At 69.7% G+C, this 19,224-nt stretch carries 10 protein-coding genes; all 10 read left to right on the top strand.

The genetic code is table 11. The annotated features are described in order from the left end of the window. Nucleotides 1–34: 34 nt before the first annotated feature. The 10 genes from ACQP2P_RS39685 (at nucleotide 35) to ACQP2P_RS39640 (ending at nucleotide 19,223) form a co-directional block, all read left to right on the top strand. Nucleotides 35–511: a YcxB family protein gene (locus ACQP2P_RS39685; RefSeq protein WP_433609913.1), complete on the top strand. Its 477-nt coding sequence runs from the start codon at nucleotides 35–37 to the stop codon at nucleotides 509–511. Nucleotides 512–751: 240 nt separating this feature from the next. Then, nucleotides 752–1,162, top strand: a complete 411-nt coding sequence (locus tag ACQP2P_RS39680; protein WP_433609911.1) for a TOBE domain-containing protein — start codon at nucleotides 752–754, stop codon at nucleotides 1,160–1,162. Then, complete coding sequence (gene modA, locus ACQP2P_RS39675; RefSeq protein ID WP_433609909.1) at nucleotides 1,159–1,965, top strand: molybdate ABC transporter substrate-binding protein; 807 nt, start codon at nucleotides 1,159–1,161, stop codon at nucleotides 1,963–1,965. The genes ACQP2P_RS39680 and modA overlap by 4 nt, the downstream gene beginning before the upstream one ends. 308 nt (nucleotides 1,966–2,273) lie before the next feature. Beyond that, entirely contained in the window at nucleotides 2,274–3,068 is a 795-nt protein-coding gene (locus tag ACQP2P_RS39670; protein ID WP_433609907.1) for an ABC transporter permease, read from the top strand. 445 nt (nucleotides 3,069–3,513) lie between these two features. Beyond that, entirely contained in the window at nucleotides 3,514–4,596 is a 1,083-nt protein-coding gene (locus tag ACQP2P_RS39665; protein WP_433609905.1) for an ABC transporter ATP-binding protein, read from the top strand. A gap of 501 nt (nucleotides 4,597–5,097) precedes the next feature. Continuing rightward, nucleotides 5,098–5,859, top strand: coding sequence for a precorrin-6A synthase (deacetylating) (gene cobF / locus ACQP2P_RS39660; RefSeq protein WP_433609903.1), 762 nt, complete (start codon nucleotides 5,098–5,100; stop codon nucleotides 5,857–5,859). A gap of 273 nt (nucleotides 5,860–6,132) precedes the next feature. After that, on the top strand, nucleotides 6,133–6,888 hold the full coding sequence (locus tag ACQP2P_RS39655) for a zf-HC2 domain-containing protein (RefSeq protein ID WP_433609901.1): 756 nt from the start codon (nucleotides 6,133–6,135) through the stop codon (nucleotides 6,886–6,888). Nucleotides 6,889–7,117: 229 nt separating this feature from the next. Further along, a complete protein-coding gene (locus ACQP2P_RS39650) occupies nucleotides 7,118–7,432 on the top strand; it encodes a hypothetical protein (protein WP_433609899.1) in 315 nt (104 codons plus the stop codon). Nucleotides 7,433–7,606: 174 nt separating this feature from the next. Next, entirely contained in the window at nucleotides 7,607–8,149 is a 543-nt protein-coding gene (locus ACQP2P_RS39645; protein WP_433609897.1) for a hypothetical protein, read from the top strand. A gap of 325 nt (nucleotides 8,150–8,474) precedes the next feature. Then, nucleotides 8,475–19,223, top strand: coding sequence for a LamG-like jellyroll fold domain-containing protein (locus ACQP2P_RS39640; protein ID WP_433609895.1), 10,749 nt, complete (start codon nucleotides 8,475–8,477; stop codon nucleotides 19,221–19,223). Nucleotide 19,224 lies beyond the last annotated feature (1 nt).

Genomic DNA, 19,224 nt, shown 5'->3' with positions numbered 1-19,224 from the left:
CGTACCCTACGGCAGCAATCGATGAAGGGGACTGATGCTGATCACGCTGACGGTCCAGCCGGATCGCGGCCGGACGCGCAGGTCGGTGCGGGCGCGCATGCGGGGCAGCCTGCGCTCGTGGAACCTGGTCGGCGGCGGTCTGTCGGTGGCCGGCCTCAGCGCGCTCGTGCTCGGTCTGCCCATCGGCGCCGGCGTGCTGCTCACCCCCGGCGTGATCATCCTCGTCGGCCCGTGGCTGCTGACCCGGGCCGCGGCGAAGGCGCGCACCGGCGTCTTCGCGGAGACGGCGACCTATGAGATCACCGACGAGGGCGTGCGGGTCTTCACGCCGAGCCTGCGGGCGGGGTACTCGTGGTCGGCGGTCGAGCGGGTCGAGGACAACGGGGAGTTCTGGATCGTCATGGTGGGCGGGGCCGGGATGCTGGTGGTGCCGTTCACGTTGTTGCCGGAGCCTGAGGAGCGGAAGGTTCGCGATTTCCTCTCCGAGCAGGGGCTGCTCGTTCCCGTGTAGGGGGCTCGCTTTCGCCGCGGGGTTTTCGCTTCCGCTGTGGGTTTGTCGCGAAATATCCGGCGCTTCGCTAGCCGGATATTTCGGACTTATCAGCATTTTTGCGTATCTCGGGTTCCGTAATCCCTTGGCCGCGACGGGCCGGTGCGTCACCGGGCCGGCGGGTTCCGGGTGATTTCCTTGGGCAGATACCAACTTCCGGACCGGTGCGGGCCCGCAACTGCGAGGTATAGGCTTTCCGCCATGACCACCTTCCGGATCGGCGAGGCCGCCGAGCTGCTCGGCATCAGCGCCGACACGCTGCGGCGGTGGATCGATGCCGGGCGGCTCCCCGCCGGGCGCGACGACAACGGCCACCGCATGATCGACGGCGTCGACCTGGCCGCGTTCGCGCGTTCGCAGGCCGCCGAGGCGGACGCGGGCACCGAGGGCTCCTCCGCCCGCAACCGGCTGCGCGGCATCGTCACCGCCGTGGTCAAGGACACCGTGATGGCCCAGGTCGACATCCAGGCCGGGCCGTTCCGGGTGGTGTCACTCATGAGCCGCGAGGCGGCCGACGAGCTCGACCTCAGGGTCGGGTCGCTGGCCGTCGCCGTGATCAAGTCGACCACCGTCGTGGTGGAGCGTGCTGACAAAGGGAGGAGCCACACATGAGGCGTGCCGTTCTGGCCGGGCTCGTGGCCATCACCGCCGGTCTGGCCGGTCTGACCGGCTGCGGCGCCGGCAAGACCGGCACCGGCTCGGCACCGGCCACACCGTCGCCGGGCGCCGCGACGGGTGTCACCGGCACCGTCAACGTCTTCGCCGCCGCGTCGCTGACGGAGTCCTTCACCAAGATCGGCCAGGCGTTCGAGGCGGCCAACCCGGGCAGCAAGGTGACCTTCAACTACGCGGGCAGCTCGGCGCTGGCGACCCAGATCAACCAGGGCGCCCCGGCCGACGTGTTCGCCTCCGCCGCGCCCGCGAACATGAAGGCGGTCACCGACGCCGGCAACGCCGCCGGCGAGCCGGCCACGTTCGTGAAGAACCAGCTCGTGATCGCGGTGCAGAGCGGCAACCCGAAGGGCATCAAAAGCCTCGCCGACCTGACCAAGCCCGGAACGAAGGTGGCCCTGTGCGCCGAGCAGGTGCCGTGCGGCGCGGCCGCGAAGACGGCGCTGGCGGCGGCGAACGTGAAGCTCACCCCGGTGACGCTGGAGCAGGACGTGAAGGCGGCGCTGTCGAAGGTGACGCTCGGCGAGGTCGACGCGGCCCTCGTGTACCGCACGGACGCCCGCGCCGCCGCGCGGGACGTGGACGACGTCGAGTTCCCCGAGTCGGCGGTGGCCATCAACAGCTACCCGATCGTCGTGCTGAAGCACGCGCCGAACGCCGCGGGGGCGAAGGCATTCGTCGCGTACGTCCTGTCGGACAAGGGCAAGGCCGTCCTCTCGGACGCGGGCTTCCAGGCTCCGTGACCCGGCACCGGATCGGCGGGGGAGCACGGCCGGCCCGCCGGGTCGGGCGCGCTCCCGGTGCCGCTCGGCATGGACTGGCTGCTTGTGTACCGTCCCGCGACGCGGGTCGCGGCGCGTCAGGGCGCGTTCGGGCTGCGGTCCGGCGGCTTCGGGCCGTGTCTCGGCGGCGGGCATCGGCCTGTGGTTCGGCGGTGGCTTCGGGCCGGGGTCCCGGCGGCGGGCATCGGCCTGTGGTTCGGCGGTGGCTTCGGGCCCGGGTCCCGGCGGCGGGCATCGGCCTGTGGTCCGGCGGTGTGAGGTGAGATCGTTTGCGCAGGCGTGACGGGGGCCGCCGGGTGCCGATCGGGCTGCTCGTTCCGGCCGGGCTCGGGCTGGTGTTCCTGGTGCTGCCGCTCGCGGGGCTGCTGATCCGGGCGCCCTGGACGACGTTGCCCGAGCGGATCGCGCAGCCGGGGGTGCTCACGGCGCTGCGGCTGTCGTTGCAGAGCGCGACGATCGCGACGGTGCTGTGTCTGGTGCTCGGGGTACCGCTGGCGTGGTTGCTTGCGCGAGTGGACTTTCCGGGGCGGCGGTTCGTGCGCGCGCTCGTCACGGTGCCGCTCGTGCTGCCGCCCGTCGTCGGGGGTGTCGCGCTGCTGCTCGTGTTCGGGCGGCGGGGGCTCGTGGGGGCGTGGCTGGACAGTACGTTCGGGATCACGCTGCCGTTCACGACCAGCGCGGTCGTGCTCGCCGAGGCGTTCGTGGCGATGCCGTTCCTCATCATCGCCGTGGAGGGGGCGCTGCGCGGGGCGGACAGCCGCTACGAGGAGGCGGCGGCGACGCTCGGGGCCGGGCGGTGGACGACCTTTACGCACGTGACGCTGCCGCTCGTGGCCCCGGGGATCGCGGCCGGGGGCGTGCTGTGCTGGGCGCGGGCGCTGGGGGAGTTCGGGGCGACCATCACGTTCGCCGGGAGCTTCCCGGGCACGACTCGGACGATGCCCCTCGAGGTGTACCTCGCGCTGGAGACCGACCTGCAGGCCGCGATCGTGCTGAGCCTGATTCTGCTGGCCGTCTCGGTCGCGATCCTGGCCTCGCTGCGCGACAAGTGGATCACCGCGTGAGTTCGCCGGTGCGTTGCGGCGGGCTGGCGGCCGCACGTGCTGAGCTTGATCCTGCTGGCTGTTTCGGTCGTGGTCCTGGCCTCGCTGCGCGACAAGTGGATCACCGCGTGAGCGCGCTGGTGCGTTGCGGTGGGCTGGCGGCCGCACGAGCTGAGCCTGATTCTGCTGGCTGTTTCGGTCGTGGTCCTGGCCTCGCTGCGCGACAAGTGGATCACCGCGTGAGCGCGCTGGTGCCTTGCGGTGGGCTGGCGGCCGCACGAGCGCGCACGGCTGCGCGAACGGTGCGCGATCCGCTTGCGGGTCGGCGGACGGACGGCGGCGAGCGCGGTGCCGCCGATCTGCTCGGGGCTGCGCGGGCGGTGGGCGTTTGTGTTCGGATGGTGGGCGTTTGGCTCGCGGGCGTGCGTGTTCGGGTGCTCGGCGGTGGCGTGGTAGTGGGGGCGCCGTGAGCGCGGGGGACGTGGCCGACGGCGCCGGGGCCTATCTCGATGCGCGGATCGTGGTCGCGCGCGGGTCGTTCCGGCTTGATGCGCACTTGCGCATCGCGGCGGGCGAAGTCGTCGCGCTGCTCGGGCCCAACGGGGCCGGGAAGACGACGGCGCTGCGGGCGCTCGCCGGCCTCGCGTCGCTCACCGACGGGCACATCGTGCTCGACGGAAAGGACCTCGACCGGCCGGCTCGGCGAGTGTGGATTCCGCCGGAGCGGCGGGCCATTGGCGTGGTGTTCCAGGAGTACCTGCTGTTTCCGCATCTGACCGCCCTCGACAACGTGGCCTTCGGGCCGCGGCGGCATGGCCGGGATCGCAGAACGGCCCGGGCCGAGGCAACAGCCTGGCTCGGCCGTGTCGGATTGACCGATCTCGTTCGGCGAAAGCCGCGGCAATTGTCGGGCGGGCAGGCGCAGCGGGTGGCTTTGGCGAGGGCATTGGCAGTACGACCGCGGCTTTTGCTGTTGGATGAACCGCTCGCCGCGCTTGACGCGGGCACGCGGGCCGACACGCGGGCCGAGCTGCAGCGGCACCTCGCCGGCCACCCGGGCGCGACGCTCATCGTCACGCACGATCCGCTCGACGCGCTCGTGCTCGCGGACCGGCTCGTGATTCTCGAAAACGGGTCCGTAGTGCAGCAGGGAGACGCGGCGGAAATCACGGCGCGGCCCCGCACCGAATATGTGGCCCGGCTGGTGGGCCTGAACCTGTATCGCGGGCGCGCCGACGGACGCTCAATCGACGTCGGGGGCATCGTGCTGACGGCGGCCGATTCGCTCGACGGCGACGCGTTCGTGGCGTTTCCGCCCTCGGCCGTCGCGCTGCATGCGACGCGGCCGGATGGGAGTCCGCGCAATACGTGGCCGGCGACGATCGCGGGAATTCAGCGGCACGGGGACAATTTGCGGATTCGGCTGGAAGGGGCGCTTGCCGCGGCCGCGGACGTGACGCCTGCGGCGGCGGCGCATTTGGAGCTGACGCCTGGCCGCGAGGTTTGGGCAGCGGTGAAGGCGGCCGAGACGCGGGCGTATCCGGCCTGAGCCACCGTCTGCGCCGTGTCGCCGAATGCTGTCGCGGCGCCGAGTGGTCGACTGTTCCTGGTCCCGTCTACTGTTCCTGGTCCTGTCTGCGCGCTCGGACGGTCGTTGGTGCGCGTCGTGCGCATTGCCGTCGCCGGGTCTCGTTCGCATGCGCGCGGTGGCGCTGGCGCGAGTGCGCGAGTGCGCGGTGGCGAGTGCGCGAGTGCGCGAGTGCGCGGTGGCTCTGGTGTGAGTGCGCGGTGGCGTTCGCGTGTGCGCGAGTGCGCGGTGGCGTGTGCGAGTGCGCGGTGGCGTGTGCGAGTGCGCGGTGGCGCTGGCGTGAGTGCGCGGTGGCGCTGGCGTGAGTGCGTGAGTGCGCGGTGGCGTGTGCGCGAGTGCGCGGTGGCGCGAGTGCGCGGTGGCGTTGGCGCGAACGCGCGGTGGCGCTGGTGTGAGTGCGCGGGGGCGCCGGTGCGAGGCGGTCGCCACCCGCGCCTGGGGTGTCTGCCGCGCGCACTTACGATGGGCGGCATGCGCAAGGTGTTGATCATCGGGGTCGGTGCCGGTGACCCGGAGCACGTCACCGTCCAGGCGATCAACGCCATGAACGCCGTCGACGTGTTCTTCGTGCTCGACAAGGGCGAGGCGGCGGCGGAGCTGACCGACGCGCGCAAGGCGCTCGTGGCGCGGTACGTCGAACGGACAGATTCGCGCACCGTGGTGATCGCCGATCCGCCGCGCGATCGGGCCGCGGCCGACTACGCGGGCGCGGTCAAGGACTGGCGGGACGAACGCGCGCGGCTGCTCGGCGAGGCGATCGAGCGCGAGCTCGGGCCGGACGGCGTCGGGGGCATCCTGGCGTGGGGGGACCCCGCGCTGTACGACGGCACCATCCGCATTCTCGAGGGCATCGGCGGCGTCGAGTACGACGTCATTCCGGGCATCAGCAGCGTGCAGATTCTGACGGCCCGGCATCGCGTAACGCTCAATCGGGTGGCCGGATCCGTGCACATCACGACAGGACGGCGGCTTGCGGCGGAGTGGCCGGCCGGGTGCGACGACGTCGTCGTGATGCTCGACGCGAATCTCGCCTGCCGCCGGTATCGCGACGAGCCCGTCGACATCTACTGGGGCGCGTACCTGGGCACGCCCGACGAAATCCTCCGCAGCGGCCGCCTCGCCGATGTCCTCGACGACATCGAGTCCGTGCGCGCCGACGCGCGAGCGCGCAAGGGCTGGATCATGGATACGTATCTGTTGCGTCGGCGCACGGAGAGCGTGTAGGCCGAACGCGTTCAGTCGGCTGTTCGTGTTTGGCGTTATGGCGCCGGGCTGGTGCGCGAACGCGCAACGCCAGTGATGGACGCGCCCGTGGAGATCTGACCCGTGCGCGGAGATGCGGAGCCCGCCGGCGCCGCGCTGCCCTTGGCCGGGGTGTGCACGAGCACGGAGCAGGGAGTACCGGAGCCCGCACGCGGGGTCGACCACATATGGCCTCACGTGCAGTTACCTGGCCTCGGCTGGAACTAACCCGGCGTGTGCGGCGACAATCCAACCGTGGAGTGTGAGCGGTACCGAGAGGCGCTGTCGGCCCGGCTCGACGGCGAGGACGAACCGATCGAGCCGGCGCTGGTCGACGCACACCTGGCGGGGTGCGCGGCGTGCCGCCAGTGGGAGCGCGAGGCCCAGGCCGTGACGCGACTGGTGCGGCTGCAGCCCGTGCCCGGCACCCCGCCGCCCGTGGAATCCCTGCTCACGGGCTTCAAGCCCGGGAAGCGACGGGTGTTCGGCAAGCGCCAACTCGTACTGACACTGAGAGTCCTTCTCGGCCTGTTCGGTCTCGCGCAGTTCATGCTCGGCATCGCCCAGGCCGCGACCGCCGCGAACACGAATCACGTGCACGGATCCGGCCACGTCTTCCACGAGTCCGCGGCCTGGAACGTGGCCATCGGCGCCGGCTTCGCCTGGATCGCGACCCGCCGCGCCACGCCGGCCGGGGCGCTGCCCATGCTGACCGCGTTCGTGGCACTGCTGGCCCTGCTGAGCGCGAGCGACCTGATGAACGGCACCGTGGAGACGACGAGGCTGATCTCGCACGGCTTCGTGCTGGCCGGGTACGGCATTGTGCTCGCCCTGTCCCGCCCGGCGCTCGACCCCGGCCGCCCGCCGGCCGGTCGCCAGGGCCCGCCGTGGCGGTGGCGTCGCCCGGCGGCGCTGGACGAGGTGCCGCCCCCGGCCGCGGCTCCCTCGGGCCTGCGCCTGATCCAGGGCCAGGCCCGCGTGGACGACCCGGCTCGTCGTCGCGCGGCGTGAGATCAATGTTGCCAAGAGATGCGGCAAGTCGTCAGTGCCAAGATCCCCGGCGGGGGCGGCTCCTGCGCGTCCAACAGCATCACCGTCTGGCCCGACGGCAAGCGCGTGCCTGGATCGGCGACACGGACGAAGCGAAGCGGACGGGATCGCTGTTCGTCGAGGCGACCGACGGGTCCGGCAAGAAGAACGTCGACACCGGTGTGCTCTGCTTCGGGGCGGCCGCGCTCGTGTGAAGGGCGGCGATCTGCTCGCCGCGAGCAAGGACGGGCGCCAGATCGCGTACGACCTCGCCAAGGGGTCCGCGCGTGGGGTGTCGGGCGATGACCGGTACGTCACCGTCGGCTGGCTCGGCACCGACCCGTCGCGGGCGTGGGACACGTTCGCGACCGTCGACACCACCACGGGCAAGGCCGTGACGCTGCAGGCGAGCGGCACGTCCTCTTCGCCGCGAGCGGGCAGGCGCTCGTGCCCGGTGACGGGCGGCTCGTGGTGCTCGACGCGCAGCCGCACCAGGTGGCGCCGATCGCCGCGGGCGGCGCTGTGAAGAACATGCGGTTGCTGGCCTACGTGGGCTGAGCATTCCTGCGACTTCGCCAGTCGCTCCATTGCCAGGTCCGGGCACCAACCGGGTGCCCGGCCCGTGGCGTTCCCGCTGGAGTTTCCGGCGTGTGTCTCCTAGCGTGTGCGCCGCAGAGGCCGACGACGGGGGAGGCACCTCATGGCCCGAAAGAAGACGAAACAGCCGCCGGTCGCCTGGTGGCGCCGTTTCACGCTCGCGCAGCGCCTGCTCGCGGGCGGCGCGGCGGCGCTCGTCGTCGCGATCGTGCTGGCGATCGCGCTGTGGCCGGATCCGGCGCCCGACCCGCCCCGCGAGCGCGAGTACCTCGAGTTCACCGCCTGCCTGCTCACGCCTCAGGACGGGGTGCGGGACGCGGCGGCCGGGCCGGTCTGGGCGGCGATGCAGGACGCGTCGCGGCAGACGAAGGCGAAGGTGCAGTACCTCGAGGTCTCCGGCGCCCAGACCGTGGAGAACGCGGTCACGTTCCTCAACAGCCTTGCCCAGGGCGGCTGCGACCTCGTCTTCGCCGCCGGAGACCTCCCGGTTCGGGCCGTCGCCCAGGGCGCGAAGACGTTCCCGGCCAGACGGTTCGTCACTATGGGTGGCACCGCGGCGGCCAATGTGTCCACTGTAGATGCTGCCGACCCGCACGATGAGGTTGTCCGTTTGATCGCAAATGCGGTTTCAGCACGTCCAAATTGATGGCAGTGATGATCATCACATGGATGAACATCACTCTGCTACGTAACTGACATATTGGCCGGTCGGGCGGTGCGTGGGGGAGTATCGGCGTGATCGGCCATCATTCCGCCTGAACTCGGACACAAGTGATCATTGTCCGGCGGCTATCCGTCGAACGGTCATTGTTTCTGGGAGTTCGCTGGGTGAGCCTCTCCGCGGTGCATGTTGCTTGACGGGGAGGCACGGCATGACCGCTGGGCATTGGCTGGCTCGTGCGCGCGGAGCGAAGATCGCTCTGCGCAGTCGGAGCCGGGTCGGACGAGCCTCCAAGGCTGTCGCCGTCGGGGTGCTGGCGGCCCTGGCGCTGGTGTCGTCCGTGCCGCCGGGCGTCGTCCACGATGGACCGGGCGCCGGCTTCCCGGTGCACCTGCCGTCATGGCTGCAGCCGGATCCGTCGCAGGGCCTCGGCCGTGAGGCGTTCAACGGCGTGCCGAAGCAGCAGTCCGCGCCGCCCGCCAAGGCGCTGAGCCGGGAGCAGCTCGACTCGCTCGGGCGCGCCGAGCGCGGGGCCGGCAGCCCGGCCGGCAAGGGCATCGGGGCGACCGCCCCCTACGAGCCGCCGACGCACAAGGTCCAGGCCGGCAAGTCGCAGTCGCAGTCCGGGCCGGCCAGCTTCGATGCCAAGACCAGCAAGCTGGTGCCGGCAAAGGGCTCCGCGGACTCGGAGCTGTACCAGAACGCGGACGGGTCGTTCACGCGTCAGCAGTACGGCGGCCGGGTCAACGTGAAGGCCGCCGACGGGACGTGGCAGCGCATCGATGCCGGCCTCGTCGAGCGGGGCGACCGGGTGCGGCCGAAGGTATCGGCGGCGGACGTGTCGATCGCCAAGACAGCCGACGATCCGCGGCTGGTCAACCTCGATGTCGCGGGCGGGTCGGTCGCCTACGGGCTGCTCGGCGCGGCGAAGGTCCCGGGCGAGGTGCAAGGCGACACGGTCACGTACCGGGGCGCACTGCCGGGCGTCGACGTGCAGCTGCGGGCGACGGGCCGCGGGGTGAAGGAGGACCTGGTCGTCGCGTCCGCCGATGCGGGCAACGCGTGGGTGTTCCCGCTACGCCTCGACGGGGTGACGGTTCGCGCCGGCGAGGCCGGCGCGATCGAGGTGGTCGGCAAGGACGGCAAGGTCGCCGCGGTCATCCCCAACGGGATCGTGCACGACTCGAAGTTCGACCAGCAGTCCGGCGGCTTCGAGCAGAGCACCGAGGCGCAGTACACCCTCATCGAAAGCAATGGCCGCCCGGCGCTCAAGGTGAGCGTCGACCCGGCCTGGCTCGCGGCGCCCGAGCGCGTGTGGCCGGTGGTCGTGGACCCGACCCTGGTCGGGTCGGACGCCGTCACCGAGGACACGAACGTCCGCAACGACCGCACGGCCCAGCAGTTGTACGACACCGAGATGTCGCTGGGCAACAACGGCTCGGGCGTGAAGGCCTATTCGCTGCTGAAGTTCGACGCCTTCCCCAGCGTGTTCGCGAACGTGAATGTGACGGCGGCGAAACTGTGGGTGTTCGACTCGTGGGCGTACACCTGCACGGCCAAGTCGTTCGAGGTCAACCCGATCACGGCCGGCTGGAACCCGGCGGCGGTGCAGTACCCGGGTCCGTCGTTCGGCGGCGCGATCGGCTCGGTGACGCCCTACGTGCCCAACGCGTGCCAGAACACGGGCGGCAACCGCAACGTCGGTGACTGGGTCGGGGTCGACCTGAGCACCGGAACGTTCAACAACTGGGCGCGCAACATCGGCAACAACGGTCTAGCGCTGACGACGTCGCAGACCGACTCGACGCACTGGAAAAAGTTCACCACCATCGACTACAGCACGGGCCGCGCTCCGCACCTGGACATCACGTACCAGATCGAGACTCCGGTCGTGACGAGCAACCTGCCGCCGTACGGCTACTCGGTCACCTCGCTCACCCCCGAGCTGCAGGTCGTGGCCTACGACCCGGACCACTACCCGAACGCGAACCTCAGCTACAACTTCGTCGTCCAGGACAAGGACGGCGCCAACGTCTGGACGTCGAACTACCAGGCCTCGCCCGCGCTACGGGTCCCCGCCGGCAAGCTCAAATGGGGCCAGCAGTACTACTGGATCGCCTACGCCAGCGATGGCGCCTCCACGCAGCTGTCCCAGGACTGGTACACCTTCTCCACCAACGTGCCGCAGCCCGACATCACCTCGACGCTCTCGCAGAACGGTGACCTGGGCTACGAGCCGAGCGTGCGCAACTACACCACGACCGCGACCGACGCGAGCGTGGCGACCGTCGGTCCGGCGCTGACCGTCGAACGCGCCTACAACAGCCTCGACCCGCGGACCGCCTCCGCGTTCGGCCAGGGCTGGTCCAGCGTCTTCGACCTGGCCGTCACCGAGGTCATGTCCGGCGACGCCACGCCCGCGGTCAACACCGTCACCGTGCGGTACCCGACCGGCCAGGAAATCGCGTTCGGCCGCAACAACGACGGCACGTTCTCGCCGCCTTCGGGCCGCTACGCCACGTTCACCTCACTCGGTGCCGGCGCCGGCTACAAGCTCGTGGACAAGGACGGCACCACCTACCTGTTCACGTCGCCGCTGGTGACGGGCAGCGCGACGACGCCGTACACCTGGGGCATCACCTCGATCACCGACTCGTCGGACCGGGCGGAGACGTTCCACTACACCGGCGGCCTGATCGACACGATCACCTCGGCGTCGGGCCGTGCGTTGCACGTCACCTGGACCGCACCCGGCACGCCGCCGGGCAGCCCGGCCCGGGTCGCCACCGTCTTCACCGACCCGGTCGGGTCTCCGGCGGCGGCACTGACCTGGACGTACGCCTACAACGCCTACGGTCAGCTGCAGAGCGTCTGCCCGCCGACGTCGGCGACCGCGTGCCACACGTACACATACACCGCCACGGCATCGCTGTACCAGTCCGCGGTGCAGAACCTCGGCCCGCGCGCCTACTGGCGCCTCGGTGAGGCCACCGGCGCGACGTCTGCCGCCAGCGAGGTCATCGAGAACCAGGGCACGGACAACGCGACCTACGGCAACGTCACCCTCGGCGGGACCGGCCCACTGCCCGGCTCGACGATGACGACCGCAGCGTTCAACGGTACCTCCTCCTACGCGACCATCCCGACGAAGGACCTGCCCTTCGGGGGCGGGTACCAGTCGATCAGCCTGTGGTTCAAGGCGGCCCTGGGCGACAAGGGTGTGCTCTTCGGCTTCGGCAAGGACGGTGTGACGGCCGGCTCGCAGACCGGCGGCTACAACCCGGCCCTGTACATCGGCACCAGCGGCAAGCTCTACGGCGAGTTCTGGAACGGCGCCGCGACGCCCATCGCGAGCCAGGCCCCGGTCACCGACGGCAACTGGCACCACGTCGTGCTCGTCGGCGCCGGCACCCGGCAGTACCTGTACGTCGACAACGTGTACCAGAACTCCCTCGACGGCGCGATCAACATGCTCTATCCCGACCTCATCAAGAGCGCGTCGATCGGCGCCGGCTGGTGGGGCGGCACCTGGCCGGACGAGCCGGCCTCGGGCGGCGGCGCGGCGGTCGGCTGGTTCAAGGGCTCGATGGCCGAGGTGTCCACCTTCGACCGTCCGCTGTCGACGGCGAACATCGCCTCGATCTACAAGGCCAGCACCGCGACCGCCCGCCCGCTGACCGGGATCGTCCGCCCGTCCGGCAATGCCACCGCGACCGTCACGTACGAGTCCAAGGACTCGACGGTCAAGACGGTGACCGACTCCAACGGCCGCGTGTGGAAGCTCGGCGCGCCGAGCACCCAGGGCTCCAGCAAGGTGTACGCGTCCGCGGTGCTCGCCGGATCGCCGGCCGACTACTACCGCCTCGGCGACGGCGGCTCGGCCGCCTACGCCAACAACGAGGTCAACGGCAACCCGGCCGCGTACAACAACGTTTCGCTGGGCCTGGCCGGCGGCCTGTTCGAGGACTCCACGGTGGCGCAGTTCGACGGCTCCACCTCCTACCTGCTACTGCCCGAGACCGGCCCCGGCAGCGACGTCCCGGCCGGCGGCAGCATGTCCGCGAGCTTGTGGTTCAAGACGCCGACCGGCAGCACCACGGGCGGTGTGCTGCTCGGCGGTTCCGCCGGCGCGATCGGCACCGCCACCTCATACGTGCCGCACCTCAACGTCGGCACCGACGGCAAGCTGCGCGGCAACTTCTGGACCACGGTCGGCGGCATCGGCATGGTCTCGCAGGGCAACGTCAACGACGGCAACTGGCACCACGCCGCGATCGCCTGGTCGGCCAACAGCCAGAAGTTGTACCTCGACGGGCTCGAGATCGGCAGCGGTACGTACACGACCGCGGCGTACGCCGCCGATCACCTGACGGTCGGAACCGGGCCGTGGAAGAACTGGGCCGGCGCGAACACGGCCAACATGGGCTACTTCAACGGCTTCATCTCCGACGTCGCCTACTACCGCAAGCAGATCTCCGGGGCCACCGTGGCCGGGCAGTACGCGGCCTGGCAGAAGAGCAAGAACGCCGCCGTGCCGGTGAAGATCGTGACCGTCAAGGACGGGGCGACCGACCAGATCCTGTCGAGCTACACCTTCGACCTCGGCACCGGCCGCAAGGTGGCCGAGGTCGACGCGCTGGGCAACGAGACGCGGTACGGCTACAGCGAGAACGGCTTCCTGCGCACCACGACCGACCCGCTGGGCAACGTCACGACCAACGAGCACGACGTGCGCGGCAACGTGGTCTCGACGGCGACCTGCCAGCTGCAGAAGAACAACGTGTGCAGCACGGTCTACTTCGAGTACTACCCGGAGGGCGGCGCGAGCAACCCCACGCCGACTCCGGACCGCCGCAACGACATGCTCATCCGGCAGCGCGACGGCCGCTCCACCAGCGCCACCGACACCCGGTACGTCACCGAGTACACGTACGACGAGAACGGCAACCGGACCACCACCAAGGACCCGCTGGGCCGGATCACCAAGACCGACCTGACGACGGCGACGACCCAGGCGTTCGGCGCGCCGGCCGGCACCTACGCGCCGAAGGGCCTGCAGCGGCAGGTGACGCTGCCCTCGGGCGCGACCCAGACGATCGACTACTACGCCAACGGCGACGTCGCCAAGGTGACCGACCCGGCCGGCAAGACTGTCACATTCACCTACGACAGCCTCGGGCGCATCCAGACCCAGCTCGAGGTCTCCGAGTCGACGCCCGCCGGCTCGGGCAGCACGTTCACCTACGACGGCCAGAACCGGGTGCTGACCCAGACCGGTGCCGCGGTGACCAACCGGGTGACCGGCGCGGTCCACACGACGGTGACGACGACGAGCTACGACATCGACGGGCACGTGCTGTCGCAGGTCGTGTCGGACCCGACCGGTGGGGACGCGTCGCGGACGGACTCGAGCACGTACAACGCACGCGGGCAGGTCGAGACGGAGACGACCGGCGGGAAGACGACGTCGTACGAGTACAACTCCGCCGGCGACGTGGTGAAGGAGACCGAGCCCGACGGCGGCGTCACGCTCAACGAGTACGACGCCGAGCACCGGCTGCGCTTCACCCGCATCCAGAACTACACCGGCGACCCGAACGCGCCGTCCGCGCCGACGACGCTGACGCTGGCCGAGAAGCAGTACGACGCCAACGGCCGCCTGGTCGTCGAGATCGACGCGATGGGCTTCCAGACCGTCCACAAGTACACGGACAATGGGCTCGAGGCGCAGGTCATCCGCAAGAACCCGACCGCGGGCCAGCCCGACTACATCGAGGTCGACAACACCTTCGACGCCGCCGGCAACGTCGTGAAGAGCGTCACCGACAACGGTACGGCGACGAAGACGTACGACCTGGACTATGCCTCCCGGGTCACCAAGGAGACGTTCGACCCCGCCGGGATCAACCGGATCACCACACTGTCGCTGTCGCCCGACGACCACGCGATCGCCAGCGTCGTCACCGACGGCTCCGGCACGATCCTGTCGCGGTCGGAGAACACCTACGACGAGCTCGGCCGCGAGACCTCACAGACCGTCTACAACTCGGCCGGACTCACCCCCGTCGCCCGCTGGAAGCTCGACGAGACCAGCGGCACGAAGGCGGCGGACTCGACCGGCAACGCGCCCATGACGGCCTCGAACGTGACCTGGTCGACCGATCACCCGGCGTCCTCGTCGAGCACGGGCTCGGCCGTGTTCAACGGCACCAACGCCTACGCCTCGACGAACGGCCCGGTCCTCGACACCACCAACGGGTTCACGGTGTCGGCCTGGGCCAAGCCGTCCACCCTCGGCTGGTTCCCGACCGTGCTGGCCCAGGAGGGCCTGGACTACACGGCGTTCGCGCTGACGGCCGACCCGAACAACGGCGGCAAATGGAGCGTGGTGCTGCGCAGCGCCGACGGCCCGGCGAGCACCTTCACGGAGCTGTCGGCGACACCAGCCGCGTTGAACACCTGGGCCCACCTGGTCGTCGTGTACGACGCGGACCAGCAGAAGGTCTCGCTGTACGTCAACAACGGCGCCCCGGTGACCACGACGCTCCGGGTGCCGTGGAAGGCCCGCGGCCCGTTCACGGTCGGCCGGAACCACCTCACGAACTACGGCGACTACTGGAACGGCTCGATCAGCGACGTCCAGGCCTACGCGCGGCCGCTGACCGCGACCGAGATCGGCCAGGTGTACGCCGGTACCTCCCCGGCGGCCAGCTCGACCGTCACCCGTACGACGTCGAAGCTGGACAGGGCCGGCCGGGTGCTGTCGGAGACGGATCCCCTGGGCAACGTCACCGACAACACCTACGACGAGGCGGGGCGGCTCGCCGTCGTCACCGGGCCGGCGGTGCAGGCCGAGTCCGACGGCGCCGCCCCGGTGTCGACCCGCCCGGTGACGTACATGGGCTACGACACCTTCGGCGCACGCACCCACGTCAAGGACCCGCGCGGCAACGTGACGCGGACGACGTACGACTCGGCGGGCCGCGTCCTGACCAGCGTTGCGCCGTCGTACACGCCGCCGGGTTCGTCCACGGCCCTCACGCCGACGACGACCCGCGTCTACGACAACACCGGCCAGCTGACGAAGGTCACCGACGCGCTGAACCACGACACGCTGTACTACTACGACCAGCTGGGCCGCGTGTCCAAGACGGTCGCGGCGGACACCGGCGTGACGAAGTTCGAGTACGACTTCAACGGCGACCAGCTCAAGGTCACCGACCCGACCGGCGCGGCGACCACGAACACGTACGACTTCATGGCCCGCAAGCTGACCACCTCGGCGGTCGTGCGGCAGGACAACACGCACTACGACACGACGTTCGAATACGGCACCGACGGCAAGCTCAAGAAGTCGACCTCCCCGACGGGCGTCACGCAGGAGCTGACGTACACGGCCGCCGGCGACGTGAAGACGTCGAAGGACGGCGCGGGCAACATCACCACGACGACGTACGACGCCGCGGGCCGGCCGACCCGCACGACGCTCGCCGACAACTCGTACACCCAGGTCACGTACGACATCAGCGGCCGGGCGACGACGACGGAGACGTTCGCCGCCGGTGGCGGGACGGCGCTGACCACGAAGACGAATGCGTTCGACCGGGCCGGCAACCTCGTCGCGGCGAGGGACGCCAACAACGTCAGGGCCGTGTTCACCTACGACACGGAAGGCCGTCTGACCTCGCAGACGCAGCCGATCTCCGCGACGGACAACATCTACACGTCGTTCGGCTACGACGTCGCGGGCAACCAGACCCGGTTCACCGACGGTCGCGGGAACGCGTTCATCACGAAGTACAACGCCTGGAACCTTCCCGAATCCCAGATCGAGCCGTCGACGACCGCGCATCCGAACGCCTCGGACCGCACGTTCACGATCGCCTACGACGCGCTCGCCCGCCCGGCGACGCAGACGCTGCCCGGCGGCGTGACGATCACGAACACGTACAACGACGTCGGCAAGCTCACCGGCCAGACCGGCGCCGGCGCGGAGGTGACGACCGCCGCGCGCAGTTTCGGCTACGACCTGGCGGGCCGCCTCACCTCGACCACCGGCTCGGGCGGGGCGAACACGTTCACGTACGACGACCGCGGCCTGCTGCTCACCACGAGCGGCGTGTCGGGCTCGGCGACGTTCGGCTACAAGGCCGACGGTCAGCTGGCCAGCCGGTTGGACGCGGCCGGGACGACGACGTACGCCTACGACTCGGCCGGACGCCTCGACACGGTCGCGAACACGGGCACGTCGGTCGCGACGAAGCTGACGTACAACACGATCAACCAGCCCAAGACCGTCACGTACGGCGGCACGGGCAACGTGCGGAGCTTCGGCTACAACGTCCAGCACCGCCTGGAGACCGACGAGCTCAAGACGTCCGGCGGCACGTCAATCGCGAAGATCACGTACGGCTACGACAACAACGGCAACGAGACGTCGAAGGCCACGACCGGCTTCGGCGGCACGGTCACCAACACCTACACCTACGACCAGGCCAACCGCCTGACGTCGTGGAACAACGGCACCGCGACGACGAACTACACGTTCGACAAGTCGGGCAACCGCCTGACCAACGGCGCCAAGACCTTCACCTACGACCAGCGCAACCGCCTGCTGACCCAGACCGGCGGCATCACCTACACGTACACGCCGCGCGGCACCCTCGCCTCGGCGAACGGCGTGCTGACGAAGACCGACGCGTACGGCCAGGTGACGCAGCAGGGCACGACGACCTACACGTACGACGGTCTGGGGCGACAGACGAAGACCGGCCTGTCGTACTCGGGCCTGGACAACGACCTCGCGGCGGACACGACGGCGACGTACACCCGCGACCCCGGCGGCGCGGTCGTCGGCGTGAAGGGCGCGTCGGCGCAGTACGCGTACACCGACCTGCACGACGACATCACCGGCCTGTTCACCGCGACCGGCACGAGCCTGTCGGGCACGACGGTCTACGACCCGCTGGGCAAGGTCCTCGCGTCGACGGGCATGCAGGGCAGCCTCGGCTACCAGTCGGAGTGGACGGACACGTCGACGAGCCGGGTCAACATGATGGCCCGCTGGTACAACACCGACACGGGCCAGTTCGACACCCGCGACACGGCGTCGAACAGCCCGGTCCCGAACTCGGCCGCGGCCAACCGCTACGCCTACGGCGACGACAACCCGCTGACGACCACGGACCCGACCGGCCACTGGGGCCTGAGCAGCCTGAAGAAGGCGTGGAACGCGACCACGAGCTTCGTGAAGTCGGTGACGCCGCCGTACGTCTACAACGCGGTCAGCTCGTTCGTGTCGGCCGCGGTCGACTTCGGCAAGGCGGCGTGGAAGGTCGCGGCCCCGTTCGTCGCGCCGATCGTCGACAAGGTGAAGACCGCGGTGCAGGCGGGCCGGAAGATGGTCGCGGCGGTCGGGCACAAGGTCACGAAGGCGTACCAGCAGACTGTGTCCAAGGCCAGACAGGCGGGCAGCTACGCCAAGTCCCAGGCCATGAAGATGCCGGTGGTCAAGAAGGTCGCCGACGCCTCGAAGGCCGCGGTCAAGTTCGTCAAGGACCACAAGAACGCGATCATCGAGGGCCTGGCGATCGTCGGAGGCATCGCCGCCGGTCTGGCCTGTACGGCGGCGACCGGTGGCGTCGGAGCCGTGGCCTGCATGGTCGGCGCCTCGGCGCTGATCAACCTCGCGAAGGACGCGGCCCAGGGCAACATCCACTCCTGGAAGGACGCCCTCGGCTCCGCCGGTACCGGCGCCCTGCAGGGCCTGGCCGGCGCGGCGGGCGGCGCCCTGGGCGGCGTGGTCGGCGGGAAGGTCGCCTGCTGGGCCGCGAACAAGCTCGGCGGCCTGGCGGTCAACACCTTCGGCAAGGTCGTGGCGGGCGCGATCTCGGGCGGCCTGTCGGGTGCGGTGAACGGCGCGATCTCGGACGCGGTGGGCCAGTTCGGCACCACTGGCAAGGTCGACTGGGGGTCCGTCGGCACGAGCGCCCTGATCAGCGGCCTCACCGGCGCATTCACCGGCGGCAGGGCCGGAAAGGCGTCCCCGTGCGGGAAGCACAGCTTCGATCCGCAGACGCGGGTGCTGATGGCGGACGGCTCGACGAAGAAGATCGAGGACGTCGAGGTCGGCGATCAGGTCTCGGCGACGGACCCGGAGACGGGTGCTACGCAGCCGAAGCCGGTGACGAAGCTGTGGCTCAACCACGACACCGAGCTCACAGACGTGACGGTCCGGGTGGTTGTCTCGGCGGACGCGAATGCCAAGCCTTCGGCGTCAAAGCCGGCGTCGTCGACCTCGTCGGCGTTGAAGCTGGCGAAGGTGGGCGCTGCGGTTGTGGCCGCGGCAGCGGTCGTTGCCGGCACGACGACGATGCTGCACACCACACAGCACCACCCGTTCTGGAACCGCACCACGGGCACGTGGGTGAACGCGGCCAATCTGAAGCCCGGCGACGAACTCAAGACCGAGGACGGCGCGACCGTCGAGGTCACTGACGTCAAGAACTTCACCGGCGCCAAAGACATGCGGGACCTCACCGTCGCCGACATCCACACGTACTACGTCCTCACCGCCGATGAGCCGATCCTCGTTCACAACAATAATGAGTTGCCCGTCGGTAACCGGTGTCCGCTCGCTGGCCTCAGCGAGGAGAGCAAGGAGAGCTACAAGAACATCCGAAACGCGGTGGACGAGGCGCGAGCTGGTGACCGTGCCGCCGTAAAATCGGTTCTGACTGCGGACGAATACGATTCTGCTTCGGAAGCGTTCAAGAAGGGCGAACCGGGCTTAGCGTGGAAGAACTACGGAAAGTACGTCGAACGGGCAGTCGGCCAAAATAAAAATGTTGCAGATGATGTGAACATTGAGCAGCTTGGCCGTGTTGGCAAAAAGGAAGCAGACTTTCGCCTCGTTGACTCCGGCTTCGATATTGATGTGACTAGCAACTCGAAATATTCGCACGAAAAGCATATGGCGAGAGACTACATAAAGTCGCCGTCAAACATGATAAAGTACCCTAAGGTGAGCTGGGGCGAACTCAATGACCTGTTTGGGTGAA

It is taken from the genome of Dactylosporangium sp. CA-139114, from assembly GCF_050955725.1.
Taxonomy (GTDB): domain Bacteria; phylum Actinomycetota; class Actinomycetes; order Mycobacteriales; family Micromonosporaceae; genus Dactylosporangium.
The sequence above is the reverse complement of the archived record's forward strand: the minus strand, read 5'-3'. Positions and strand labels throughout refer to the sequence as shown.